Below are 25,359 nucleotides of genomic sequence, written 5' to 3' on the forward strand. Positions count from 1 at the left end.
GTCAGTCGCGGGCGGGGCAATCCTCGCCCAGCGGCGTGCCGTCATAGGCCTTGTCGCCGCAATCGTTGATCTCTTCCCAGATCCAGCCGCGCCCGTCGCTGGCTACGGCGATCACCCGGTCGATGCCGTATTCGACGTTGCGCTGCGCCGCATAGACATGCGCCTCGCCGGTTTCGATCAACAGGCCAATGGCCTCGGCGTCAAAGCAGCCGAACCAGAACGGCGCATTGCGCGGTTGCGCGGCGGTGTAGCGTTCGAACCGCGCATCGAGCGATTGCAGCGTTTCGGGGGTGCGGAAACAGCCGCGAAAGCGGATCGGCGAGGAGCTTGCGTCGATGCCTTCGAAGTCATTGTAGACGATGTGCTGCGGCGCGCCGCCATCGCGCGGCGTCAGGAACACCTCGCCCGCGTCGTCACTGACCGTTTCGTAATAGTAGAACACCTGAAAGTAATACACCGCCGCGCCAAAGATCAGCGCGGTGGCGACAATGGCAATGGCAAGGATCTTGCCGCTCATGCCTCGGTCAGCTCGGGGGTGTATCCCCCGGCCTCGGTCAGCACGAAGGCATCGGCGCATTTCTTCGCCAGCGCCCGCACGCGGCCGATATAGGCCTGCCGCTCGGTGACAGAGATCACCCCGCGCGCGTCGAGCAGGTTGAACAGATGGCTGGCCTTGATGCACTGGTCATAGGCTGGGTGGGCCATGACGATGCGCTTGCCGGTCTTGGGATCTTCGGCGGGCCGATCGAGGATGCGCTGGCATTCGGCTTCGGCGTCCTCGAAATGCTGAAGCAGCGTCGCGGTGTCGGCCACGTCGAAGTTCCAGCGCGAGTATTCCTCTTCGGTCTGGCGGAAGACATCGCCGTATTTCAGCGGGATCGGCGAGGCCGGATCGTTGAAGGGCATGTCCATCACGTGATCAATGCCCAGAACATACATCGCCAGCCGTTCGAGGCCATAGGTCAGCTCGCCCGAAACCGGGGTGCAGTCATGCCCGCCGACCTGTTGGAAATAGGTGAACTGCGACACTTCCATGCCGTCGCACCAGACCTCCCAGCCAAGCCCCCAAGCGCCCAGCGTCGGGCTTTCCCAGTCGTCTTCGACAAAGCGCACATCGTGCAGCGCCATGTCGATGCCGATGGCCTGAAGCGAGCCAAGGTAGAGATCCTGAAGATCGGGCGGCGACGGTTTGATCAGCACCTGAAACTGGTAATAATGCTGCAACCGGTTGGGGTTTTCGCCATAGCGCCCGTCGGTCGGGCGGCGCGAGGGCTGCACATAGGCGGCTGCCCATGGCTTTGATCCCAGCGCGCGCAGGGTGGTGGCGGGGTGAAAGGTGCCCGCGCCGACCTCTAGGTCATAGGGTTGCAACACGGCGCAGCCCTTGGTGGCCCAATAGGTCTGAAGCCGCAGGATGATCTCCTGGAAACTGCGCGGTTTGTCCTGGATGCCGGTCATGCTGTGCCCCTGCTGTCTGTCGCATCCTGCATTATGCGCAGCGGCGCGGAGGGTCAATGCACGAGGGGCTGGCGCTGCGGCCACAGCTTGCCACTCTCGCGCAGAATTGCAGGTGACGGTGCGCCGGGGTCTGTTACAACGCCCTGAAACGCAACACGACATGACGACTTGGGGCTATACGGGTATGTTTCGGACCTTTCTTATGGCAAGCGCGGCGGCCCTGCTGATCGCGAACAGGGCAGATGCGCAGGAGACGGTCTATATCCAGATCGAGGCCCAGCCGAGCCTGCGCGAGGCCGAGGATGCGGTGCGCGGCTATGCCGCCGCGCTTAACGATGTGAACGGATTTACGCTCGGCGGTGGCTGGTATGGCATCGCGCTCGGGCCCTATGCGCCCGACGCGGCCAATGCGATGCTGCGCCAGCTGCGCGGCAGCGGGCGGATCCCGAGCGATGCCTATCTTGCCGCCAGCAGCGAATACCGCGACCGGTTCTTCCCGGTGGGTGGGGTGCTGAACGTGCCGGATCCGGCCCCCGCGCCGCAGGTGGTGCCTGTCCCGCAGTCCCAGCCGCAAATCGACGAATCCCCGCGCGAGGCCCGCGCCAGCGAGGCCCGGCTGACGCATGGCCAGCGCGAGATGCTTCAGGTCGCGTTGAAATGGGCGGGCGTCTATACTGCGGGCATCGACGGCGCGTTTGGTGCCGGTACCCGCCGCGCCATGGCCGACTGGCAGGCGCGTCAGGGCTATGACGTCACCGGCGTGCTGACCACGCTGCAGCGCGCCGATCTGCTGGGCCAGTACAACGCCGTGCTCGACGGGCTGGACATGGCGCTGGTCAACGACAGCCGCGCCGGCATTTCCATCGAGATGCCGACCGGCGCGGTTGCCTTTGATCGCTACGAGGCGCCCTTTGCCATTTACGAGCCCAGCGGCGATCTCGCCGCCCGCGTGCTGTTGATCAGCCAGCCCGGTGATCGCCAGACCCTCAATGGCCTGTACGAGATCATGCAGACGCTGGAAATCGTGCCGCCCGAGGGCGCACGGACGCGCAACCGCGACGGATTTGTGCTGACCGGGGCCAATGAGCGTCTCACCAGCCACACCGAGGTGACGCTGCAAGGGGGGCAGATCAAGGGCTGGACGCTGATCTGGCCCGCCGGTGACGCAGAACGGCAAAGCCGGGTCATGGCGTTGATGAAGGCGTCTTTCGCCACCTCGGACGGGGTGCTCGACCCGGCGGCGGTGAGCGTGGATGGTCAGGCGGTTGATCTTGTGTCCGGGCTTCAGGTTCGCCAGCCGCGCCAAAGCGTGTCGGGCTTTTTCGTCAGCCCCGGCGGGGCTGTTGTGACCGCCGCTGACGCGGTGGCAAGCTGCGGGCGGGTGACGCTGGACGGCGCATATGAGGCCACTGTTGCGGCAAGCGACGCGGCGCTTGGCGTGGCGCTGCTGCAACCGGCGGTGGCGCTGGCGCCGCGCGGCGTGGCCGCATTTGGCGGCGAGGTGCCGCGGCTGAAATCGGAAATCGCCGTGGCGGGGTATTCCTTTGGCGGCGTGCTGAGCGCGCCGACCCTGACATGGGGCACCATCGAGGACATGCGCGGCCTCAATGGCGAAGAGAATGTCGAACGCCTTGCCGTTGCCACGCGGGACGGCGACAGCGGCGGGCCGGTGCTGGACATGAGCGGGGCGGTGCTGGGCATGTTGCTGCCCAAGGCGACGGGCGCTGCGCAGCTGCCTGCCGATGTCGGCTTTGCCGCCGATGCCGAAGCTTTGCGGGCGTTCCTGTCAAGCTCCGGGGTGCAGGGCCTTGCCGCGCGGGGCGGCGGCGCACTGGCCCCCGAAGACCTGACAACGACCGCCACCGCGATGACGGTCAAGGTCAGCTGCTGGGAGTGATCCCGACGCCCCGGCCCGTGCTTTGCGGCGCGCTCCGGGGGCTGAGACGAAGTGCGATGCTGCGCGCGGCGCGGATCAACGGCCCGACTGCTCGAGGCCATATCTGTGCCAGCCCCGGATAAGGGCGCGCATGACGCCTGAGCGGGCATTCACGCGGCACATGTCGCCTTTGCGCTGCCATCCTCTTGCGCTGTGCGCTGGCGCCAGTCTTAATTCCACCATGCCTCCTTGCGACGGAGCCTGCCCTTGCTGACCTACCTTACCCTGATCTTTGCCTGCCAGCTTCTCGGAGAGCTGCTGGTCGGTGCCTTGGCGCTGCCGATCCCCGGACCGGTGGTCGGCATGGTGCTGATGTTCGTCTTCCTGTTGATCCGGGGCCATGTGCCCGAAGACCTGGGGCGCGTCACGGCCGGGCTGCTGGGCACGATGTCGCTGCTGTTCGTACCGGCGGGCACCGGGGTGATGCTGCATTTCCACCTGCTTGGAGAGGCGGCCTTGCCCTTGGGCGCGGGGCTGCTGGTCAGCACGCTGGCGACCATCGCGGTGACCGGGGTGCTGATGGCATGGCTTGGCGCGGAGCGCTCGGATGGGTAGCTTGCAGAACCTGTCGGAGACGTGGATCTATCTCAGCGCGTCGCCACTGTTCCACCTGACGCTGACCCTTGTGGCGTTTCAGGCCGCTGCGTGGCTGTTCGAAAAGGGCGGGCGCAACCCGTTGCTGAACCCGGTGATGGTGGCGGTGGTGATCATCGTCATCGTGCTGTCCGCCACCGGCACCAGCTATGCCAGCTATTTCGAAGGCGCGCAGTTTGTGCATTTCCTGCTTGGCCCCGCCACGGTGGCGCTGGCGGTCCCGCTGTACCGGCAATGGCATGTGGTGAAACGCTCGGGCGTGGCCATCGCCATCAGCCTGCTTTGCGGCTCGCTGACCGCCATCGCCACCTCGGTCGCCATGGCGTGGCTGCTGGGCGCCACGCCCGAGATCATGGCGACCATCGCGCCCAAATCGGTGACGGCGCCGGTGGCCATGGCCATCGCCGAGGAGATCGGCGGGCTGCCATCGGTGACGGCGGTTCTGGTGATCCTGACCGGCATCATCGGGGCGATGTTCGGCACCATGGTGCTCAACGCCTGCCGGGTGCGGCCATGGACGGCGCGCGGCCTTGCCATGGGCACTGCCAGCCACGGCATCGGCACCGCCCGCGCCTTGCAGGTCAACGAGACGGCGGGGGCGTTTTCCGGCCTTGCCATGGGGCTGAACGCGCTGGCGACGGCGATCCTACTGCCGATCCTGTGGGGGCTGGTGTTCCGCTGACCCGATGACAGATCCGTGAACGCCCTGTGCACTGCGCCGGGCTGGTCTAGCCTTGCCTGTGAACCACAACCCTGAGGAGACTTACCCTTGTCGTTAAACCATGATCATGAGGAGCACTGTCCATGGGACTGATCGGGATCATCCTGTCACTGGGATTGTTGATGTATCTTGCATACAGGGGGATCAACGTGCTGATCCTAGCGCCCTTGCTGGCCTGTCTTGCGGTGCTGATGTCGGGCGGTTTGCCGGTGCTGGCGACCTATACGCAGGTGTTCATGCAAAGCCTTGGCGGCTACGTGATCACCTATTTCCCACTGTTCCTGCTTGGCGCGATCTTTGGCAAGGTCATGGCCGATGGCGGCGCGGCGCGCACCATCGCCGAGCGCATCGTGGAATGGGTCGGCCCCGGACAGGCGGTGCTGGCCGTGGTGCTGGCTTGCGGCGTGCTGACCTTTGGCGGGGTATCGCTGTTCGTGGTGGCCTTTGCGATCTATCCGATCGCCAATGCGCTGTTCCGCCGGGCCGATGTGCCCAAGCGGTTGCTGCCTGCGGCTATCGCGCTGGGATCGTTTACCTTTACCATGACGGCCTTCCCCGGCACCCCGGCGATTCAGAACGCCATTCCGATCCCGTTCTTCGGCACCAACGTCTTTGCCGCGCCGCTGCTGGGTACGCTGGCGGGGGTGATCATGCTGGGCGGCGGGACGTTTTGGCTGAACCGGCGCCGCTCTGCCGCGCAGGGCCGGGGCGAGGGCTATGGCGAGCACGAGGAAACCGGCGCCGACAGCACGCTGCCAAGCGATGTGGTGCTGCCGAATTTCGCCGTCGCGATTGCGCCGGTGATCGCGGTGATCACTCTGAACGCGCTGTTCACCTATGTGGTGATCCCGATGATGAGCGCCGACTACCTTGCCGAGCCGAAATACGGCGCGACCTCGCTGTCTTCGGTCGCAGGGATCTGGGCCATCATCGTGTCGCTGACCCTGTCGATCCTGCTGGCCATCGCGCTGAACTGGGCGCGGTTCAAGGATCTGCTCGATACCGTGAACACTGGCACCATGGGCTCGCTTCTGCCGGTGTTCAACACCGCTTCCGAGGTCGGCTACGGCGCGGTGATCGCGTCGCTGCCCGCCTTCGGCCTGATCCGTGATGCGGTGCTGGGACTGTTTCCCGACAACCCGGTCGCCTCGCTGGCGGTGGCGGTCAACGTGCTGGCGGGGATCACCGGATCGGCCTCGGGCGGCATGTCGATCGCGCTGAACGCGCTTGGCGAGCGCTTTGCCGAGATGGGGCAGGCGCAGGGTGTCAGCATGGGGCTGATGCACCGGGTGACGGCGCTGTCCTCCGGGGGCTTTGATGCGCTGCCGCACAATGGCGCGGTGATCACCCTGCTGGCGATCACCGGCATGACCCACAAGAAAAGCTATGCTGATATCTTTGTGGTTGCCGTCTGCATCCCGGTGCTGGCGACGATCCTTGTGATCGTGCTGGGCTCTCTGGGGCTGTAAGCGCGCATGAAAAAGGCCCGCGCCGGGATGGCGCGGGCCGGATGATGCGGCGTGGGCCGGATCAGTTCTTGGCTTTGTCGACCATCTTGCCGGCCGAGATCCACGGCATCATGCCGCGCAGCTTGGCGCCGGTTTCTTCGATGAGGTGCTCGTCATTGGCACGGCGCGACGCCTTGAGCGTCGGCTGGCCAACGGCGTTTTCCAGCATGAAGTCACGCACGAACTTGCCCTGCTGGATGTCGGTGAGAACGTCCTTCATGGCTTTCTTGGTCTGCTCATAGGGCAGGATGCGCGGGCCGGTGACATACTGGCCGAACTCTGCGGTGTTCGAGATCGAGTAATCCATGTTGGCGATGCCGCCCTCATAGATCAGGTCGACGATCAGCTTCACCTCGTGCAGGCATTCGAAATAGGCCATCTCGGGGGCGTAGCCCGCCTCGACCAGCGTTTCGAAGCCGCAGCGGATCAGCTCGACAAGGCCGCCGCAAAGCACGGCCTGCTCGCCGAACAGGTCGGTTTCGCATTCTTCGCGGAAATTGGTCTCGATGATCCCCGAGCGTCCGCCGCCGATGGCCGAGCAATAGGACAGGCCGATTTCCAGCGCCTTGCCGGTGGCGTCCTGATGAACCGCCACAAGGCAGGGCACGCCGCCGCCCTTGACGTATTCACCGCGCACGGTGTGGCCGGGGCCCTTGGGCGCCATCATGATGACGTCGACGCCTTCGGGCGCCTCGATGAGGCCGAAATGGATGTTCAGGCCGTGGGCAAAGGCGATGGCCGAGCCGGGCTTGAGGTTGTCCTTGACGTATTTCTTGTAGGTCTCGGCCTGCAGTTCGTCGGGCATGGTGAACATGATCACGTCGCACCATGCCGCGGCTTCGGCGATGCCCATGACGGCGAGACCTTCGCCTTCGGCCTTCTTGGCCGAGGCAGAGCCTTCGCGCAGGGCGACGGCGACGTTCTTGGCACCGGAATCGCGTAGGTTCAGCGCGTGGGCGTGGCCCTGGCTGCCGTAGCCGAGGATGGCAACCTTCTTGTCCTTGATCAGGTTGATGTCGCAATCGCGGTCATAGTAAACGCGCATGTCTTCGTCCTTCCGTGACGGTCTTTTGTTATGGGCCGCAAGTTAGGCGGGGTTGCGGCTATTTTGCTTTCGTTTTTCTTGCTGTTTTCGCCGAAAGGTGAAAGATCATTCGTCTAATGGCGAATATGCGGAAAATACATGCTTGACGATACGGACAGGCGCATCCTGCGCCAGTATCAGGCCGACCCAGAGGCCCCGATGGCCGAACTGGCCGAGCGCGCCGGGGTGACACCCTCGACGCTGGCACGGCGGCTGGCGGGCCTGCGCGACAGCGGGGTGCTGCGCGGAGTACGCGGGGTGATCGACTGGGGCGTGCTGGGATACAGCATCGAGGTCATGCTGCGGGTGACGCTGGACAAGACCGAGCCGCGCGCCTTTGACGAATTCCTTGCCGAGGCGCGCTGTGTGCCGGAAGTGATCGAGATACAGACCTTTTTGGGGACGGTCGATCTGCGGCTGGCGGTGATCGCGCGCGATCTGGCGCATTACCAGCGCCTGTATCGTGAACGGCTGCTGGTGCTGCCGCATCTCTCGGATGTGGAGGCGCTGATGCATGTGAGCTTGGTGAAATCAGACGAAACGGTGCCGCTGTGAGCCTTGAGCTGGATGAGATCGACCGGGCGCTGGTGCGGGCCTTGGCGGCGGATGCCACCGCCAGCGCTGGCGCGTTGGGGCGGGCGCTGGGGCTGTCGCAACCGGCGTGCTGGCGGCGAATCCAGCGGCTGCGCAGCGCGGGGGTGTTTCGCGGGGCGCGGCTGGATCTGGATCTTGAGAAGCTGGGCTTTGGCGTGACGGTGTTTCTGGGCATCAAGCTGGCGACCAAGGGGCGGGTGAGCCTTGAAGATTTCGAGCGCGCGGTGCGGGCGATCCCCGAGGTACAGGTGGTCGACCATGTGCTGGGGGCGTTCGATTATCGCCTGCGGGTGGTGGCGCGCGATTTGCCGGATTTTGAGCGGGTGCTGCGGCGGCGGATCATGACACTGCCGGGGGTGGGCAATGTCGAGGCCAACGTGATGCTGAGCGAGGAGCGCCGTCCGGGGCCGTTGTGAGCGTGCCGTTGTTGTGACGGGACCGGCGCTCGCGCTGCGCGCATCGCCCCGCCCTCCGTCCCACAAAGCCTTACGGAGGCGTTGGCCTTTCGCCCGCGATGGTCTAGCCATGGCGCGAATATGCAAGGAGCTTACCATGCCTCAGCGCAGTGATGTCGACCCGACCGGGCTTGACGAATTTTCGGTGGTCTTCACGGACCGCTCTCTCAACCACATGTCCGCCGCGTTTCAGGAGGTGATGCGCGACATCTCGGGGCTGTTGCGCGAGGTGTATGGCGCCGATGGCGTGGCGCTGGTGCCCGGTGGTGGCACCTTTGGCATGGAGGCCGTCGCCCGACAGTTCGGGCAGGGCGCCAAGGCGCTTGTGGCGCGCAACGGCTGGTTCTCCTTCCGCTGGTCGCAGATTTTCGACGCGGGCGGCTTTGGCGGCGAGGTCACCGTGATGAAGGCGCGCCAGACTGGCAACGCGCCGACCTCGGGTTTTGCGCCAGCGCCGATCGCCGAGGTCTGCGAGGCGATCCGCCGCGAGGCACCGCAGATCGTCTTTGCGCCGCATGTCGAGACATCCTCCGGGATCATCCTGCCTGAGGATTACATCACGCAGATGGCGCAGGCGGCGCATGAGGTCGGCGCGCTGATGGTGCTGGATTGCATCGCCTCGGGCTGTGTCTGGGTCGACATGCGCGCCACTGGCGTCGATGTGCTGATCTCTGCCCCGCAGAAGGGCTGGTCGGCCACGCCCTGCGCCGGGCTGGTGATGCTGTCGCAGCGGGCTTTGGAGCGTATGGACGCCACCGCCTCGAACAGCTTTGCCATGGATCTGAAGAAATGGCGCGACATCATGGCGGCCTATGAGGCGGGCGGCCACGCCTATCACGCCACCATGCCCACCGACGGCTTGCGGATGTTCCGCGATGCGATGTTGGAAACGCAGCAGATGGGCTTTGACCAAGCCAAGGCGGCGCAATGGGAGCTTGGCGACAAGGTGCGTGCGCTGCTGGCGGGGCGCGGTGTCGCCTCGGTTGCGGCCGAAGGCTATGGCGCGCCGGGCGTCGTGGTCAGCTATACCGACCGGCCTGAGATCAAGTCGGGCAAGGCCTTTGCCGAGCAGGGCACGCAGATTGCCGCCGGGGTGCCGTTGCAGGTGGGCGAGCCCGAGGGGTTCTCGACCTTCCGGCTGGGGCTGTTCGGGCTCGACAAGCTGGCGGATGTGGATGGCACGGTGGCGCGGCTTGGCCGGGCTCTGGACGCAGTGCTCTAGCGCGCGGGCGCCCACCACACCCCGGCCCTGCGCAATTGTGGGGCCGGGGCAGGGCTGTTGGCGTCTCGTTCTGTCGGGGCAGGCGGCCTCTTACAGAAATAAATCATTTGTTTCAAAACTGTTAAATTTTTCACGCCCAATTTCCGGGCACGAGGCGCACACCCGATGGATATGCTTGCGCCCAAGTGGATTGTATAGTGACAAGCCGAGTCCCATGGGATAATTCCAGCCACGTAAGGGGTGCCGGAGTCGTTCAGGGGTCAACCATGAAGGGGCCGGCTTTCAAGAGGGAGCAGAAATGAAGCCCGAGACCTTTCTTCCAGACGATTATAGTCCGGCAGACAGCGAGCCGTTCATGAATGAGCGCCAGCTCGAATATTTCCGGCGCAAATTGCTTGCGTGGAAAAATGATATTCTTGCCGAAAGCCGCGATACCATCGAGGCCTTGCAGGATTCCACCCGCAACATTCCTGATGTCACCGACCGTGCCAGCGAGGAAACCGACCGGGCGCTCGAATTGCGCACCCGGGACCGGCAGCGCAAGCTTGTCGCCAAGATCGACAGCGCCCTGCGGCGCATCGACGAGCGCGAATATGGCTATTGCGAAGTCACCGGCGAGCCGATTTCGCTCAAGCGGCTTGATGCGCGGCCTATCGCGACCATGAGCCTCGAGGCGCAGGAGCGTCATGAGCGGCGTGAGAAAGTGCACCGCGACGACTGACGCCTTCGGGCGGCAGCGTGGCAGCAAGTAGGACGCCGGGGTTGCACGCCCCGGCGTCCTGCGTTTCGGGCAGACGAACCTTGGGGAAGCAGGGCATGGCACTGGCAGGCAGGCAGATCATCGTCGCGGGCGCAGGCATCGGAGGATTGGCGGCGGCGCTGGCACTGCGCCAGCGCGGCGCCGAGGTGACGGTGCTGGAACTGGCAGAGGCGATCCGCGAAGTTGGGGCCGGTCTTCAGATCAGCCCCAACGGGCTGCGGGTGATCGAGGCGCTTGGGCAAAGCGCAGCGCTGAGCGCGCGGGCCAGCAAGGCGCGGGCCGTGGTGCTGCGCGATCATCGCGCCGGGCGCGAGGTGCTTCGGCTGGATCTTGGCAAGCTGCCCGAGGGGCAGGGCTATCTCTTTGCCCACCGCGCCGATCTGGTCGAACTGCTGGCCGACGCGGCGCGCGCAGCTGGCGTTCAGATCCAGCTGGGGCAGGCAATCACGCAGATTACGCCCGGAACGCCGCCAGAGGCGACGTTGGTAAATGGGGACAAGCGCTCGGCGGATCTGATCATCGGCGCGGATGGGTTGCATTCGGTGCTGCGCGGCGCGCTCAACGGCGCGGCGCCAGCGTCATTCACCGGGCAGGTGGCGTGGCGCGCCCTCATCCCCAATGATTTCGGCCATCCGCCCGAGGTCACGGTGCATATGGGGCCGGGGCGGCATCTGGTCAGTTATCCGCTGCGCAATGGCACGCTGGTCAACATCGTTGCTGCCGAGGAACGCAAGGGCTGGACCCCCGAAGGTTGGGCCCATGAGGATGACCCGGCCAATCTGCGCGCCGCCTTCTCGGGGTTTGGCGGCAGCGTTCCGCAGATGCTCAGCCGGGTCGACAAGGTCGGGCTTTGGGGGCTGTTTCGTCACCCGGTGGCGCGGCGCTGGTATGGCGAAGGATGCGCGCTGCTGGGCGACGCGGCCCACCCGACGCTGCCGTTTCTCGCCCAAGGCGCAAACATGGCGCTGGAGGATGGCTGGACGCTTGCACGCTGCCTTGATGAAAGCGCCGATCAGCCGCAGGCCTTGGCGCGCTACCAGCAGCTTCGCCGGGATCGCTGCGCGCGGATCGTCGCCGCAGCCACCGGCAATGCGTGGAAATATCATCTGAGCAACCCGCTGGTCCGCCGCGCGGCGCATCTGGGCCTTGCGGCGGCGGGGCGTATCGCGCCGGATCGCATTCTGCGCCAGTTCGACTGGATTTACGGCCACGATGTGACCGCCTGATCGTTCAGTCCGCGCTGGAGCCGTAAAGCGGCACCGTCGAGATCGCCAGCTTGGCAGAGCCGTCTGCCACCTGCTGCGCGTGCACAAGATAGATCAGCGTCTGGTTTTCTTCGTCAAAGATCCGTTTTACCCGAAGGCTTTTGAACACTATGGAGCGCGAGGTGCGGAACACGTCTTCGCCCTCTTCGCTGCGGTCGATGTCGCCGATGGTGATCGGCCCGGTCTGTCGGCAGGCGATCGACGCATTCGACGGGTCTTCGAACCAGTTGCCTTTGGACAGCCGGTCGATCAGCCCGCGATCGAAATAGGCGACATGGCAGGTCACGCCCTCGACCTTGGGGTCGGCAACGGCATCGATGATGATGTCGTTGCCCGTCCAGTCGACGCCGACCTCGCCGACCTGCTCGGCCTGCGCCATCAACGGAAAAGCACAGAGCAGGGCGGCAAGGCGGATAGTCTTCATCGGATGATTCCCTGAGGTCAGATCAGAACACCACCCGACCATGCTCGCCCGCGTCCGGCGTGTCACCCGTCAAATTCGCCTTGGCAATCTCGTAGAGAAAGCTGATGCCACCATCACCAGACCAGACTTCGGCCTCGCGCGGGGTGAATTTGACCAGCTGCACGGCGGCATCTTCGCGGCCATTCTCGAACCACGCGGCGGCAAAGGCATTCCACAGCTCGTCAAGTTTTTCGCTGTCGTTCACCGCCTCCAGCGCGCCAAAGACGTTGGCATAAAGATGCGCCTTCGAATCGGCGATGTAAAACGTCGCCTCGCCGCCGGATTTGGCGCCCCGGTCAGCGGCGCTGCCGCGCGCGGTGATGAACCAGATCGCCTTGGCCTCGGCATCGCCCTGCGGCGACATCGGCACCGGGCGCTCGCCGTCAGCGGCCAGAAGGCCGGCGCGCACATCTTTGAGCTGGCTCCAGAATTCGTCTTTCAGATCCTTGGTCATGGGGGTGTCCTTTCCTTGTTGTGCACCCAACGCGCCGGGCCCGCCCGATGTTCCTTTCGCTTGACGGATCACCCATCGCGCGCCAAGATATGAACAAGCGTTCAAATAAATCGTCAGGAGGAGGGCGGGATATGTTCGGCGCAGGCATGAGCTTTGATCTTGGAGAGGACGTGAACGCGCTGCGCGACATGGTCCACCGCTGGGCGCAGGAGCGGGTAAAGCCGCTTGCGGCGCAGGTTGACGCAAGCAACGCCTTTCCAAATGAGCTTTGGCCCGAGATGGGAGAGCTTGGGCTGCTCGGCATCACGGTGCCCGAGGAATACGGCGGGGCGGGGATGGGCTATCTGGCCCATGTCATCGCGGTCGAGGAAATCGCGCGGGCTTCGGCCTCGGTCTCGCTGAGCTATGGGGCGCATAGCAACCTGTGCGTCAACCAGATCAAGCTGAACGGCAGCGATGCGCAGCGGCAGAAATACCTGCCGGGGCTGATTTCCGGCGAACATATCGGGGCGCTGGCGATGTCCGAGGCTTCGGCTGGCTCTGACGTGGTGAGCATGAAGCTGCGGGCGGAAAAGAAGAACGACCGCTTCGTGCTGAACGGCAACAAATACTGGATCACCAATGGCCCGGACGCCGACACGCTGGTGGTCTATGCCAAGACCGACCCCGAAGCCGGATCCAAGGGCATCACCGCTTTTCTGATCGAGAAGTCGATGACCGGCTTTTCGACAAGCCCGCATTTCGACAAGCTGGGGATGCGCGGGTCGAACACCGCCGAGCTGATTTTTGACAATGTAGAAGTGCCGTTCGACAATATCCTTGGCGAGGAAGGCCGCGGCGTGCGCGTGCTGATGTCGGGGCTTGATTACGAACGGGTGGTGCTGGCGGGGATCGGCACCGGGATCATGGCGGCCTGTCTGGACGAGGTGATGCCCTATCTTGCCGAGCGTCAGCAATTCGGCAAGCCCATCGGCTCGTTCCAGCTGATGCAGGGCAAGATCGCTGACATGTACACCGCGATGAATTCCGCCCGGGCCTATGTCTACGAGGTCGCCAAGGCGTGCGACCGGGGCGACGTGACGCGGCAGGACGCAGCGGCCTGCTGTCTGTATGCCAGCGAACAGGCGATGGTGCAGGCGCATCAGGCGGTGCAGGCGATGGGCGGCGCGGGGTTTCTGGCGGATGCGCCGGTGGCGCGGCTGTTCCGCGATGCCAAGCTGATGGAGATCGGCGCGGGCACATCGGAAATCCGCCGGATGTTGGTCGGGCGCGAGCTGATGTCGGCTGTGAGCTGAGCCATGTATCTGTCTGAAATTGCGTTGGTTCCATCATGACGAGGCCGATGCGTGAATGCCGGGCGCGGGCCATGCTGTGCCACAATGCCGATTACGAAACCCTGCGCGACAGGTTCGCGTGGCCGGTGCGCACGCAGGTGAATCTTGCCGACGAGGTCTGCGACAGCTGGGCAGCGGTGGTGCCCTCGCGTACGGCGATCATTGATCTGCGCGGGCCAGAGCCGATCCCGGTCAGCTATGGTGCCTTGCAACGGCTGTCGCGGCAGGTCGAGGCGTGGCTGCGGGCGCAGGGCGTTGCGCGCGGCGACCGGGTGGCTGTGTTGCTCTCGCAAAGCCCGCTCTGCGCCGCGGCCCATATCGCGGCATGGCGCATGGGCGCGATATCGGTGCCGCTGTTCAAGCTATTCCGCCGCGATGCTCTTGCATCACGGCTGGCCGACAGCGGCGCGCGCGTTGCGGTCAGCGACGATGAGGGCGCGGCGATGCTGGCGCCATTTGCGCTGCCGGTGTTGACGGCCGGGGCGCTGCCGGAGCCGGGCGCATGGCCCGCTGCCGAAACTTCGCCCGGCGATCCGGCGATCATCATCTACACCTCTGGCACCACCGGTGCGCCAAAGGGCGCGCTGCACGGGCATGGGGCTCTGGCGGGCCATCTGCCCGGCGTCGAGATGAGCCATGATCTGCTTGGTCAGGATGATGACATCCTGTGGACCCCGGCGGATTGGGCGTGGATCGGCGGGCTGTTCGATGTGCTGATGCCGGGCCTTTATCTGGGCATTCCGGTGGTGGCGGCGCGCATGGCGCGGTTCGAGATCGACGGCTGTCTCAGGATTTGCCGCGACGGCCTTGTCCGCAACGTGTTCTTGCCACCGACCGCGCTGCGGATGCTGAAAGCCGCGAACACCGGCATTCCCGGCCTGCGCTCTGTCGCGAGCGGCGGCGAACCGCTGGGGGCCGAGATGCTGGACTGGGGGCGCAATGCCTTTGGTGTGGCGATCAACGAATTCTACGGTCAGACCGAATGCAACATGGTTGCAAGCTCTTGCGGGGCGCTTTTCACGCCGCGTCCAGGCTGCATCGGCAAGCCCGCGCCGGGGTTTCGCATCGGCGTGATCGATGCTGAGGGCGCAGAAACCCCGGGCGAAGGCGACATAGCGATTGCCAGAGGTGCAGGCGCCATGATGTTGGAATACTGGAACAATCCGCAGGAAACCGCGCGCAAGTTTCGCGGTGACTGGCTGGTGACCGGGGATCGTGGGCGATGGGAAGACGGCTATCTGCGCTTTGTCGGGCGCGAGGATGATGTGATCACCTCCGCGGGCTACCGCATCGGCCCCGCCGAGATCGAGGATTGCCTGCTGTCTCATCCCGCCGTTGCGACGGTTGGCGTGGTGGGCAAGCCCGACGCGCTGCGCACCGAGATCGTCAAAGCCTATGTGGTGCTCAAACCCGGCGCGCAGGCCAGCGCCGCAGACTTGCAGCACTACGTCAAGGAACGGCTATCAAGCTATTCATACCCAAGGGAAATCGCCTTTGTCGAGGGGCTGCCGATGACCGTGACCGGCAAGGTGATCCGCAAGGATCTCAGGGCGCGCGCCGCGGCAGAGGGCGCGCCGTGAGCCCGCGCGCCGACAATGCGCCAACAGAGCAGATGTTCACCCGTCTGGAGGAGACCTCATGAAACTGCAATCCCAGGCGCTTCCCACGTCAGAAGCCTTTGTGCAGAACCGCGCCGCCCATCTCGAGGCGCTGGCCGCGATCCGCGATGCCGCAGCGCTGGCGGCGGAAGGCGGCGGCGCCAAGGCGCGCGATCGGCATGTGGCGCGCGGCAAGATGCTGCCGCGTGAACGGGTTGCCAACCTGCTTGATCCCGGCGCGCCGTTTCTGGAAATCGGCGCGATGGCGGCGCATAGCATGTATGATGGCGCGGCCCCGGCGGCGGGCGTGGTTGCGGGCATCGGGCTAGTCGCGGGGCGGCAGGTCATGGTGCTGTGCAACGACGCCACGGTGAAGGGCGGCACCTATTACCCGATGTCGGTCAAGAAACACCTGCGCGCGCAGGAGATCGCCGAGGAAAACCGGCTGCCCTGCATTTATCTGGTCGACAGCGGCGGCGCCAACCTGCCCAATCAGGACGAGGTGTTCCCCGACCGCGACCATTTCGGCCGCATCTTCTACAATCAGGCGCGGATGTCGGCCAAGGGCATTGCGCAGATCGCCGTGGTCATGGGCTCTTGCACCGCCGGGGGCGCCTATGTGCCCGCGATGTCGGATGTCACCATCATCGTGCGCGAGCAGGGCACGATCTTTCTGGCCGGCCCGCCGCTGGTCAAGGCCGCCACTGGCGAGGTGGTCACCGCCGAGGATCTGGGCGGCGGCGATGTGCACACCCGGTTGTCCGGGGTCGCGGATTACCTTGCCGAAGACGATGCCCATGCGCTGGCGCTGGCGCGGCGCGCCGTCGGCTCGCTGAACCTGCCGGGCGCCTTGGGCCTGACCGGCGAAGCGCCGGCCTATGACCCCGAAGAGATCCTTGGCGTGGTGCCCGGCGATCTGCGCACGCCCTATGACATCCGCGAGGTCATCGCCCGGCTGGTGGATGGCTCGTACTTCGACGAGTTCAAGCCGCGCTACGGCGACACACTGGTCACGGGCTTTGCGCAGGTCATGGGCATGCCGGTCGGCATCGTCGCCAACAATGGCGTGCTGTTTTCCGAAGCGGCGCAAAAGGGCGCGCATTTCATTGAACTATGCTCGCAGCGCAATATCCCGCTGGTGTTCCTGCAGAACATCACCGGCTTCATGGTTGGGCGCAAATACGAAAACGAGGGCATCGCGCGCCACGGGGCCAAGATGGTGACGGCGGTGGCCACCACCAACGTGCCCAAGATCACCATGCTGGTCGGCGGCTCTTTCGGGGCGGGCAATTACGGCATGGCGGGCCGGGCCTATCAGCCACGGTTCCTGTGGACATGGCCGAACAGCCGCATTTCGGTGATGGGCGGCGCGCAGGCCGCCGGGGTTCTGGCCACGGTCAAGCGCGATGCGATCGAGCGCGCGGGCGGCAGCTGGTCCCCCGAGGAAGAAGCCACGTTCAAGGCCCCGACGGTCGAGATGTTCGAGCGCCAGTCGCACCCATTATATGCCACGGCGCGGCTTTGGGACGACGGCATCATCGATCCGCGCATATCGCGCGAGGTGCTGGCGCTGTCGCTGCGCGCCGCGCTGAACGCGCCCATCGAAGAGACGCGCTTTGGCGTGTTCCGGATGTAAGCGCGCTGTTGTGGCGGGGAAAACAGGTGGGAGGGTCTGAGATGTTTGACACGGTGTTGATCGCCAACCGGGGCGAGATCGCCTGCCGGGTGATGGAAACCGCGCGCGCCATGGGGCTGCGCTGCGTTGCGGTGCATTCGGATGTGGATGCCGGGGCCAAGCATGTTGCCATGGCCGACGCGGCGGTGTGCATCGGCGGGGCGTCTCCGGGCGAAAGCTATCTGCGCGGCGATGTCATCATCAAGGCGGCGCTGGATACACGGGCGGGGGCGATCCATCCGGGCTATGGTTTCCTGTCCGAAAACCCCGATTTCGTCGATGCCGTCGAAGCGGCGGGGCTGGTGTTTGTCGGGCCGGGCGCGGCGGCGATCCGGGCGATGGGGCTCAAGGACGCGGCCAAGCGGCTGATGCACGAGGCAGGCGTGCCGGTGGTGCCGGGCTATCACGGCGCGGAACAAGGCGCGGATTTCCTAGCGCAGCAGGCGGATCAGATCGGCTATCCGGTGCTGATCAAGGCGGTTGCGGGCGGCGGTGGCAAGGGGATGCGGCTGGTCGACAGCGCGGCGGGCTTTGCCGATGCGCTGGCCTCGGCGCAGGGCGAGGCGCGCGGTGCCTTTGGCAACCCGGCGGTTCTGATCGAGAAATTCGTCACCGCGCCGCGCCATATCGAAGTGCAGGTGTTTGGCGATGGCACCCGCGCCGTGCATCTGTTCGAACGCGACTGTTCGCTGCAACGGCGTCATCAGAAGGTGATCGAGGAAGCGCCCGCGCCGGGCATGAGGCCCGAGATGCGCGACGCGATGGGCGCGGCGGCGGTGCGCGCCGCCGAGGCGATCAGCTACAAGGGCGCGGGCACGGTGGAATTCATCGTCGATGGTTCGCAGGGGCTGCGCCCCGATGGCTTCTGGTTCATGGAGATGAACACCCGCCTTCAGGTCGAACATCCGGTGACCGAGGCGATCACCGGCGTCGATCTGGTGGAATGGCAGCTGCGGGTGGCGGCGGGGGAGCCCTTGCCCTGCGCCCAGGAGGACCTGACCATCACCGGCCACGCCTTTGAGGCGCGGCTTTATGCCGAGGACGTGCCGGCGGGGTTCTTGCCGGCAACAGGGCGGTTGTCGGCGCTGCGCTTCCCGCCGCAGCTGCGGGCCGATAGCGGGGTGCGCGCCGGGGATGTGATCTCGCCGCATTACGATCCGATGATCGCCAAGGTCATCGTGCACGGCCCAACCCGCAACATCGCGCTGCGCAAGCTGGCGCAGGGGCTGGCGCAAACGCAGGTGGCCGGAACGGTGACCAACCTCGCCTTTCTGGGCGCGCTGGCCCGGCACGAAGGCTTTGCGCGCGGCGAGGTCGATACCGGGCTGATCGGGCGCGATCTGGCCGAGCTGACCGCGCAGGCGCCAACCCCTGCAGCGCTGGTGGCGCAGGCGGCGATCTGCGCGGCGGGTCTGTGGGAAGACGCCCCGGCGCTGGCCGGGCTGACACTGTGGCAGCCGTTGGCGCGAACGGTGGTTCTGGAACATGACGGCGAAGAGATCGCGGCGGTTCTGCGGGTGATCTCGGCCCATCGTATCGAGGTGACGCTGGGCGAAGACCTTGTGTTGGCCGAGCGTATCGGCGCGGGCTGGCGCATCGGCGGTGGCCCCGCGCCAGAGCTGCTGCGCGATGGCCAGACGGTGACGCTGTTCCACGGCGGCGGCGCGGTGTTCCGCATCATCGATCCGCTGGCACGGGCGGCGGCGGCGGGCGCGTCGGGCAACCTGATCGAAGCGCCGATGCCGGGGCGGGTGGTCGCGGTTCTGGCCAGCGTGGGGCAGGCGGTGCAGGCGGGCGACCGGCTTGCGGTGCTCGAGGCGATGAAGATGGAACACACGCTGACCGCCGCGCGCGATGGCATCATCGCCGAGCTGCTGGTCGCACCCGGCGCGCAGGTCGAGGCGGGCGCGGCGCTGATCCGGCTGGAGGAAGAGGCGTGATCCGTCTTCACCACGTGCCGCAGTCCCGCTCGATGCGGGTGCTATGGCTGCTGCACGAACTCGGGCTTGACCACGAGGTGATCCCCCATCCGTTCGACCGCTCGCTGCGCGCGCCGGACTATCTGGCGCTGTCCCCGGCGGGGCGGGTGCCGGCGCTGGAAATCGACGGCGCGGTGCTGTTCGAAAGCCTCGCGATGATGGAATTCCTGTGCGAGCTTCATCCGGGGCCGCTGTGGCGCGCGCCCGGCGATGCGCAGCGGGCCGACTGGCTGTCGTGGCTGCATTTCGCGGAAACCATCAGCCAGCATTGCGCGACCTTGACCCAGCAGCACATCATGCTGCGCGAGGATGCCATGCGCTCGCCCATCATCATGCAGCTTGAGGCAAAGCGGCTTGGCAAATGCTACGCGGCGATCGAGGCGCGGCTTGCCGGGCGCGCCCATCTGCTGGGCGATTTCACGGCGGTGGATGTGGCGGTCGGGCAGGCGGTCTATATGGCGGGGCATTTCGCGGCGCTCGACGGCGTCCCGCGCGTTGCGGATTGGTATGCCCGGATCACCGCGCGCCCCGCTTTCAAGGCGGCGCTTCCGGGCGGTCAGCAGCCGCTATATGCAAAGCCGTTCTATCCGGCGTGGGAGCTGGCATGAGCAGCAGCAGGGGGGGCACGATGAGCGATTACGTCGAAATCTTCGAGGTCGGGCCGCGCGATGGCTTGCAGAACGAGGCGCGCCAGATTCCGGCGGCGGAAAAGATCGCGCTGGTGGATATCCTGTCGCGCGCCGGGTTTAAACGCATCGAATGTGCCAGTTTCGTCAGCCCGAAATGGGTGCCGCAGATGGCAAGCTCGGCCGAGGTGCTGGCCGGGATCACGCGGGCGCCGGGGGTGTCTTATGCGGCGCTGACTCCCAACATGAAGGGGTTCGATGCGGCGATGGCGGCGGGGGCGGACGAGGTGGCGATCTTTGGCTCGGCCTCCGAGGGGTTCAGCCGCGCCAATATCAACGCCTCGATCGAGGAAAGCCTCGCGCGGTTCCGCCCGGTGGCGCAGGCGGCGCAGGACCGGGGCGTGCCGGTGCGCGGCTATGTCTCCTGCGTGGTGGAATGCCCCTACGACGGCGCGGTGGCCCCTCTGGCGGCGGCGCGGGTTGCGGGTGCGCTGCGGGCGATGGGCTGCTACGAGGTCTCGCTCGGCGATACCATCGGGCGCGGCACCCCCGAGGCGGTGGACGCGATGCTGGCGGCGGTGCTCGGCGAGGTCGATGCCTCGGCGCTGGCGGGGCATTTCCACGACACCGGCGGGCAGGCGCTGGCCAATGTGCAGGTCGCCCTGTCGCGTGGGCTGCGGGTGTTCGACGCGGCGGTCGGCGGGCTTGGCGGCTGCCCCTATGCGCCGGGCGCGGCGGGCAACGTCGCAACCGAAGTGCTGGCCGCGCGGCTGGTGGCGCTGGGATATGACACCGGGCTTGACGCATCGGTGCTGAACGAGGCGGCGGCATTGGCCCGCGCCATGCGGGGGGCAACATGACTGAGGTTCGCATAGAGCGCGACGCGCGCGGGGTGGCGACGCTGTGGCTGAGCCGCGCCGAAAAGCACAACGCCCTGTCGGCCGCGATGATGGGCGAGATCGAAGCCGCCTGCGCCGCGCTGGCCGGTGACGAAACGGTGCGCGTCGTGGTGCTTGCCGCCGAGGGCAAGAGCTTTTGCGCCGGGGGCGATCTGGCATGGATGCAGGCGCAGTTCGACATGGATGGCGCGACCCGCCGCACGGAATCGCGGCGGATTGCGGCGGCGCTGCAGGCGCTGGCAGGGTTGCCACAGCCGCTGATCGGGCGGGTGCAGGGCAATGCCCTTGGCGGTGGCGTCGGGCTTATCTCGGTTTGCGATGTCGCGGTCGGGGTCGAGACGGCAAAGCTGGGCTTTACCGAGGTCAGGCTGGGGCTGATCCCGGCCAATATCGGGCCCTTCGTGGTGGCGAAGATGGGCGCGCGGGCGGCGCGCGAGGTGTTCATGAACGGGCGGATCTTTAGCGCGCCCGAGGCGGTGCGGCTGGGGCTGCTTACCCGCTGCGTCGGCCCCGAGGCGCTGGATGCGGCGCTTGAGGCCGAGATCGCGCCGTATCTCTCCTGTGCGCCGCAGGCGGTGCGCGAGGCCAAGGCGCTGCTGAACGCGCTGGCCGGACAGGTGACGCCGGAACAGGTCGACATGGCCATCGACGCGCTTGCCGCCCGCTGGGAAACCGATGAAGCCCGCAGCGGCATCTCGGCGTTTTTCGACAAGCGCCCGGCGCCATGGGCCTGAGGTCGCCGGTTGGGCGGACGTGCCGCGTGGCAGGCTAGGGCGCGCAAACGGGGACAGAGGCGGTGACCGTTCAGATCGCTCATTTATATGCAACGCTCTGCGGAGCGATCATTATCTTCCATCTGGCGCTCGCGGTCGGGGCCCCTTGGGCGGCGGCGGCCCCGGCAGCGCGCACCGGGCGGGCACTGTCGCTGATCCACGTGCCGGTCTACGGGCTTCTGGCGCTGGCCATCCTGTCGGCCGCCGGGTTTCCGGGGCTGGGCTGGCCGCGCCACAGCGGCTGGGCGGCGCTGGCGTTGCAATTGGCCCTGACGCTGCTGCACGCGGCATCGCGCAAGCCGATCGAGCGGCAGCTCTGGGCGCCTCTCGGGGCGGTGATGACGGCGCTGGCCCTCGTGGTCCTGAGCCGCTGAGTCTGCACCGCCGAGTCTGCGCCGCGCGCGTCTGCACGCCGGATATCTATCCGCCAGCAAAGAACAAAAATCCCAATATGTGTCGCTATTGGCCAGAGATCCCCGGTATCCTTCTGAAAAATATGGTGTTCACCTTTTCTGAATATTCTCTGAGCTTGTTGACCCCGCGCTAGACCAGCGATAGATCAGGGGTCAGCAAGGCAAGATCGCCATGGTCCCAGCGCCGGACAATCGGTGCCCCTGTGCAAGGAGCCAGCCAGTGGAAGAGTTGCTGCGGGAGTACCTCCCGATCCTCGTGTTCCTCGCCGTCGCAATCGCGCTAGGCGCCATTCTCATCCTCGCCGCCGTGGTGCTTGCGGTGCGCCATCCGGATCCCGAGAAAGTGTCGGCCTACGAATGCGGCTTCAATGCATTCGACGATGCGCGGATGAAATTCGACGTCCGGTTCTATCTGGTGTCGATCCTGTTCATCATCTTCGATCTCGAGATCGCCTTTCTTTTTCCGTGGGCCACCGCGTTCAAGGATGTCAGCGACGCCGGCTTCTGGTCGATGATGGTGTTTCTGGCGGTGCTCACCGCGGGCTTTGCCTATGAATGGAAGAAAGGGGCGCTGGAATGGGAGTGATGACAGGGGCGAACACCGCCGGCGGTGACCGCGAGGTCGCCACGCAGGCGCTCAATCGCGAATTGTCCGACAAGGGCTTCCTGCTGACCTCGGTCGATGATGTGATCAACTGGGCGCGCACCGGCTCGCTGCACTGGATGACCTTCGGCCTTGCCTGCTGCGCCGTCGAGATGATGCACAGCTCGATGCCGCGCTACGATCTGGAACGTTTCGGCACCGCCCCGCGCGCCAGCCCGCGCCAGTCTGACCTGATGATCGTCGCTGGTACCCTGACCAACAAGATGGCCCCGGCGCTGCGCAAGGTCTACGATCAGATGCCCGAGCCGCGCTATGTGATCTCGATGGGGTCCTGCGCCAATGGCGGCGGCTATTACCATTACAGCTATTCGGTGGTGCGCGGCTGCGATCGCATCGTTCCGGTCGACGTTTATGTGCCCGGCTGCCCGCCGACCGCCGAGGCGCTGATGTACGGGCTGATGGCGCTTCAGAAAAAGATCCGCCGCACCGGCACCATCGTGCGCTGAGGAGAGCAGAGGCATGACACAGGCACTCAAGGACCTTGGCGGCCATATCGAGATGAAACGCCCCGATTGCGTGATCGGCTGGGAAGTGGCGTTTGGCGAGCTGACCATCGACGTGGCGCCAGCGAACATCGCGGGCTTTGTCGAGTTTCTCAAGGGCGATGCGTCCTGCCGGTTTTCGTCGCTGGTCGATATCACCGCGGTTGATTACCCCGAGCGGGCCAAGCGCTTCGATGTGGTCTATCACTTCCTGTCGATGTACCAGAACCATCGCGTGCGCCTGCGGGTTTCGGCACGCGACGGCGAGACCGTGCCCTCGATCACCAAGGTGCACCCGTCGGCGGACTGGTTCGAACGCGAGGTGTTCGACATGTTCGGGATCATCTTCTCGGGCCACCCGGACCTGCGCCGCATCCTCACCGATTACGGCTTTCGCGGCCACCCGCTGCGCAAGGATTTTCCGACCACCGGCTATGTCGAGGTGCGCTATGACGAAGAGCTCAAGCGCGTCGTCTACGAGCCGGTGAAGCTGGTGCAGGAATACCGCCAGTTCGATTTCATGTCGCCGTGGGAAGGCGCAAACTACATCCTTCCCGGTGACGAGAAGGCCGAGGCGAAGTGATGCCCGCTTTGTCCGAGCCCCGGGTTTCTCATGCGAGAAATCTGTGTACCGCCCGCGCTGATCGATCTTCGAGCGAAGATCTGTCCCGCCCCCGTGTGAGAGGTCTGAAATGATGGACGGCTCCAAATTCGACGACGGCAGCGTGGACGCGCTGTCCGGCGAGCAGCAGATCCGCAACTTCAACATCAACTTCGGGCCGCAACACCCGGCGGCGCATGGCGTGCTGCGGCTGGTGTTGGAGCTTGACGGCGAAATCGTCGAGCGCTGCGATCCGCATATCGGCCTGCTGCATCGCGGCACCGAAAAGCTGATGGAAAGCCGCACCTACCTGCAGAACCTGCCGTATTTCGACCGGCTCGATTACGTTGGCACGATGAATCAGGAACACGCATGGTGCCTGGCCATCGAACGGCTCACCGGCACCGAGGTTCCGCGCCGCGCCCAGCTGATCCGCGTGCTGTATTGCGAGATCGGGCGCATCCTGAACCACCTGCTGAACGTGACCACGCAGGCCATGGATGTCGGCGCGCTGACGCCGCCGCTCTGGGGCTTCGAGGAACGCGAGAAGCTGATGATCTTCTACGAGCGGGCCAGCGGTGCGCGTCTGCACGCGGCCTATTTCCGGCCCGGCGGGGTGCATCAGGATCTGCCGCCCGCGCTGATCGACGATATCGAGGCATGGTGCGGCACGTTTCCGAAGATGCTCGATGACATCGACGGGCTGCTGACCGAGAACCGCATCTTCAAACAGCGCAATGCCGACATCGGCATCGTGACCGAACAGGACATTCAGGATTACGGCTATTCCGGTGTCATGGTGCGTGGCTCTGGCCTTGCGTGGGACCTGCGCCGCGCCCAACCCTATGAGTGCTACGACGAGTTCGACTTCCAGATCCCCGTTGGCAAGAACGGCGATTGCTATGACCGCTATCTTTGCCGCATGGCCGAGATGCGCGAGAGCGTGAAGATCATGAAGCAGGCCATCGACAAGCTGCGCCTGCCGGAAAATCAGGGCGATGTGCTGGCCCGTGGCAAGGTGACGCCGCCGAAGCGGAGCGAGATGAAGACCTCGATGGAGGCGCTCATCCACCACTTCAAGCTTTACACCGAAGGCTTTCACGTTCCGACGGGCGAGATCTACGCCTGTGTCGAGGCACCGAAGGGCGAATTCGGCGTCTACCTCGTGGCGGATGGCAGCAACAAGCCGTATCGCGCCAAGCTGCGCGCGCCGGGGTTCCTGCATCTGCAATCGATGGATTACCTGTGCAAGGGGCACCAGCTCGCCGACGTGGCGGCTGTGCTCGGCTCGCTCGATATCGTGTTCGGCGAGGTCGACCGCTGATCTGGCAGGGGCGGCGCGCCGCCCCGCTCATCCGCCGCGTGGGGAACCGCCAAGGCGCAAGACAAGACCAAAGGACCGTGGACCCGTGATGTTGAAGAAAACTCTGGCCTTGTTGCCCATCGCCGCTGTTGCGGGATGCGTGCTGGCACTGCCGCCCGAGGGCACGGACAAGGCCGATCTTCTGGCCTTTGACGATGCGGTCGCCTCGATCGGCTGCAATCTGGTGACCGAGGCCGATTATCTTCCGGTCGAGCTTCAGACCGGGCTGAGCCGAGATGAGGTGCGACTGATCGCGCAATACAAGGTCAAGGCGGGTGATGCGGTGCCGCTTGACGGCGGTGGTTTGCGCCTTGTCACCGGACGCTGCGCCCCGGTCGCGCCCGCCCCCGAACCCGCCCTCGCGCCCGTCGCCGCTGGCTGACCGGATGCGCGTCGCCGATAACCCGTTCTTGCCCGTCAGGGCAGCCGCGCCCCGCG

The 25,359-nt window shown here is 65.6% G+C and carries 27 protein-coding genes; 22 read left to right on the top strand and 5 right to left on the bottom strand.

From position 1 onward, the window contains the following. Position 1: 1 nt before the first annotated feature. Positions 2–517: a DUF6446 family protein gene (locus KO516_RS11775; RefSeq protein WP_216003985.1), complete on the bottom strand. Its 516-nt coding sequence runs from the start codon at positions 515–517 to the stop codon at positions 2–4. Next, positions 514–1,458: a glycine--tRNA ligase subunit alpha gene (locus KO516_RS11780; RefSeq protein ID WP_216003986.1), complete on the bottom strand. Its 945-nt coding sequence runs from the start codon at positions 1,456–1,458 to the stop codon at positions 514–516. The genes KO516_RS11775 and KO516_RS11780 overlap by 4 nt, the downstream gene beginning before the upstream one ends. A 184-nt stretch (positions 1,459–1,642) precedes the next feature. Between KO516_RS11780 and KO516_RS11785 the strand changes: the two genes are divergently transcribed. From KO516_RS11785 to KO516_RS11800, 4 genes are all read left to right on the top strand, one after another. Further along, a complete protein-coding gene (locus KO516_RS11785) occupies positions 1,643–3,355 on the top strand; it encodes a trypsin-like peptidase domain-containing protein (protein WP_216003987.1) in 1,713 nt (570 codons plus the stop codon). Between the two features lie 246 nt (positions 3,356–3,601). Beyond that, a complete protein-coding gene (locus KO516_RS11790; RefSeq protein ID WP_216003988.1) occupies positions 3,602–3,949 on the top strand; it encodes a CidA/LrgA family protein in 348 nt (115 codons plus the stop codon). Then, the gene (locus KO516_RS11795) at positions 3,942–4,670 is read left to right on the top strand and encodes an LrgB family protein (RefSeq protein WP_216003989.1); all 729 of its coding nucleotides are present in this window, start codon (positions 3,942–3,944) and stop codon (positions 4,668–4,670) included. The genes KO516_RS11790 and KO516_RS11795 overlap by 8 nt, the downstream gene beginning before the upstream one ends. Before the next feature lie 122 nt (positions 4,671–4,792). Then, a complete protein-coding gene (locus KO516_RS11800; RefSeq protein WP_216003990.1) occupies positions 4,793–6,178 on the top strand; it encodes a GntP family permease in 1,386 nt (461 codons plus the stop codon). Between the two features lie 61 nt (positions 6,179–6,239). Here the strand turns inward: KO516_RS11800 and ilvC are convergent, their stop codons facing one another. Continuing rightward, entirely contained in the window at positions 6,240–7,262 is a 1,023-nt protein-coding gene (gene ilvC, locus KO516_RS11805; RefSeq protein ID WP_216003991.1) for a ketol-acid reductoisomerase, read from the bottom strand. Between the two features lie 138 nt (positions 7,263–7,400). Here ilvC and KO516_RS11810 point away from each other — a divergent pair, with 138 nt between their 5' ends. The 5 genes from KO516_RS11810 to KO516_RS11830 all read left to right on the top strand — a co-directional run bounded on the left by KO516_RS11810 (position 7,401) and on the right by KO516_RS11830 (position 11,558). Further along, the gene (locus tag KO516_RS11810) at positions 7,401–7,856 is read left to right on the top strand and encodes an Lrp/AsnC family transcriptional regulator (RefSeq protein WP_216003992.1); all 456 of its coding nucleotides are present in this window, start codon (positions 7,401–7,403) and stop codon (positions 7,854–7,856) included. Continuing rightward, complete coding sequence (locus KO516_RS11815; RefSeq protein ID WP_216003993.1) at positions 7,853–8,311, top strand: Lrp/AsnC family transcriptional regulator; 459 nt, start codon at positions 7,853–7,855, stop codon at positions 8,309–8,311. Before KO516_RS11810 ends, KO516_RS11815 begins: the two co-directional genes overlap by 4 nt. A gap of 136 nt (positions 8,312–8,447) precedes the next feature. Continuing rightward, entirely contained in the window at positions 8,448–9,572 is a 1,125-nt protein-coding gene (locus tag KO516_RS11820) for an aminotransferase class V-fold PLP-dependent enzyme (RefSeq protein ID WP_216003994.1), read from the top strand. A 298-nt stretch (positions 9,573–9,870) separates the two neighbouring features. Then, positions 9,871–10,293: an RNA polymerase-binding protein DksA gene (gene dksA, locus KO516_RS11825; protein WP_216003995.1), complete on the top strand. Its 423-nt coding sequence runs from the start codon at positions 9,871–9,873 to the stop codon at positions 10,291–10,293. Positions 10,294–10,388: 95 nt separating this feature from the next. Continuing rightward, the gene (locus tag KO516_RS11830) at positions 10,389–11,558 is read left to right on the top strand and encodes an FAD-dependent monooxygenase (RefSeq protein WP_216003996.1); all 1,170 of its coding nucleotides are present in this window, start codon (positions 10,389–10,391) and stop codon (positions 11,556–11,558) included. A gap of 4 nt (positions 11,559–11,562) precedes the next feature. Here the strand turns inward: KO516_RS11830 and KO516_RS11835 are convergent, their stop codons facing one another. Next, positions 11,563–12,021: a CreA family protein gene (locus tag KO516_RS11835; protein WP_216003997.1), complete on the bottom strand. Its 459-nt coding sequence runs from the start codon at positions 12,019–12,021 to the stop codon at positions 11,563–11,565. Between the two features lie 22 nt (positions 12,022–12,043). Continuing rightward, a complete protein-coding gene (locus tag KO516_RS11840; RefSeq protein ID WP_216003998.1) occupies positions 12,044–12,514 on the bottom strand; it encodes a pyridoxamine 5'-phosphate oxidase family protein in 471 nt (156 codons plus the stop codon). Positions 12,515–12,645: 131 nt separating this feature from the next. Here KO516_RS11840 and KO516_RS11845 point away from each other — a divergent pair, with 131 nt between their 5' ends. The 13 genes from KO516_RS11845 to KO516_RS11905 all read left to right on the top strand — a co-directional run bounded on the left by KO516_RS11845 (position 12,646) and on the right by KO516_RS11905 (position 25,303). Then, positions 12,646–13,809, top strand: a complete 1,164-nt coding sequence (locus KO516_RS11845; protein ID WP_216003999.1) for an isovaleryl-CoA dehydrogenase — start codon at positions 12,646–12,648, stop codon at positions 13,807–13,809. Between the two features lie 47 nt (positions 13,810–13,856). After that, a complete protein-coding gene (locus tag KO516_RS11850) occupies positions 13,857–15,428 on the top strand; it encodes an AMP-binding protein (protein ID WP_252737558.1) in 1,572 nt (523 codons plus the stop codon). 58 nt (positions 15,429–15,486) lie between these two features. Further along, the gene (locus KO516_RS11855; RefSeq protein WP_216004000.1) at positions 15,487–17,082 is read left to right on the top strand and encodes a carboxyl transferase domain-containing protein; all 1,596 of its coding nucleotides are present in this window, start codon (positions 15,487–15,489) and stop codon (positions 17,080–17,082) included. Positions 17,083–17,123: 41 nt separating this feature from the next. After that, entirely contained in the window at positions 17,124–19,061 is a 1,938-nt protein-coding gene (locus tag KO516_RS11860; RefSeq protein ID WP_216004001.1) for a biotin carboxylase N-terminal domain-containing protein, read from the top strand. Continuing rightward, positions 19,058–19,708: a glutathione S-transferase family protein gene (locus tag KO516_RS11865; RefSeq protein ID WP_216004002.1), complete on the top strand. Its 651-nt coding sequence runs from the start codon at positions 19,058–19,060 to the stop codon at positions 19,706–19,708. The genes KO516_RS11860 and KO516_RS11865 overlap by 4 nt, the downstream gene beginning before the upstream one ends. Positions 19,709–19,728: 20 nt before the next feature. Then, on the top strand, positions 19,729–20,586 hold the full coding sequence (locus tag KO516_RS11870) for a hydroxymethylglutaryl-CoA lyase (RefSeq protein WP_216004087.1): 858 nt from the start codon (positions 19,729–19,731) through the stop codon (positions 20,584–20,586). Further along, positions 20,583–21,359 (top strand): crotonase/enoyl-CoA hydratase family protein, encoded by a 777-nt coding sequence (locus KO516_RS11875; RefSeq protein ID WP_216004003.1) that lies wholly within the window; start codon positions 20,583–20,585, stop codon positions 21,357–21,359. Before KO516_RS11870 ends, KO516_RS11875 begins: the two co-directional genes overlap by 4 nt. 62 nt (positions 21,360–21,421) lie before the next feature. Beyond that, a complete protein-coding gene (locus KO516_RS11880; protein ID WP_216004004.1) occupies positions 21,422–21,772 on the top strand; it encodes a hypothetical protein in 351 nt (116 codons plus the stop codon). Positions 21,773–22,031: 259 nt separating this feature from the next. Next, entirely contained in the window at positions 22,032–22,397 is a 366-nt protein-coding gene (locus KO516_RS11885) for an NADH-quinone oxidoreductase subunit A (RefSeq protein ID WP_216004005.1), read from the top strand. Next, positions 22,388–22,921, top strand: coding sequence for an NADH-quinone oxidoreductase subunit B family protein (locus tag KO516_RS11890; RefSeq protein WP_216004006.1), 534 nt, complete (start codon positions 22,388–22,390; stop codon positions 22,919–22,921). Before KO516_RS11885 ends, KO516_RS11890 begins: the two co-directional genes overlap by 10 nt. 13 nt (positions 22,922–22,934) lie before the next feature. Further along, positions 22,935–23,540 (top strand): NADH-quinone oxidoreductase subunit C, encoded by a 606-nt coding sequence (locus KO516_RS11895; protein WP_216004007.1) that lies wholly within the window; start codon positions 22,935–22,937, stop codon positions 23,538–23,540. 109 nt (positions 23,541–23,649) lie between these two features. Further along, positions 23,650–24,882 (top strand): NADH-quinone oxidoreductase subunit D, encoded by a 1,233-nt coding sequence (locus tag KO516_RS11900; RefSeq protein WP_216004008.1) that lies wholly within the window; start codon positions 23,650–23,652, stop codon positions 24,880–24,882. An 88-nt stretch (positions 24,883–24,970) separates the two neighbouring features. Next, positions 24,971–25,303, top strand: coding sequence for a hypothetical protein (locus KO516_RS11905; RefSeq protein WP_216004009.1), 333 nt, complete (start codon positions 24,971–24,973; stop codon positions 25,301–25,303). The last annotated feature ends 56 nt before the right edge of the window (positions 25,304–25,359 follow it).

This window comes from Citreicella sp. C3M06, from assembly GCF_018860705.1.
GTDB lineage: Bacteria > Pseudomonadota > Alphaproteobacteria > Rhodobacterales > Rhodobacteraceae > Salipiger.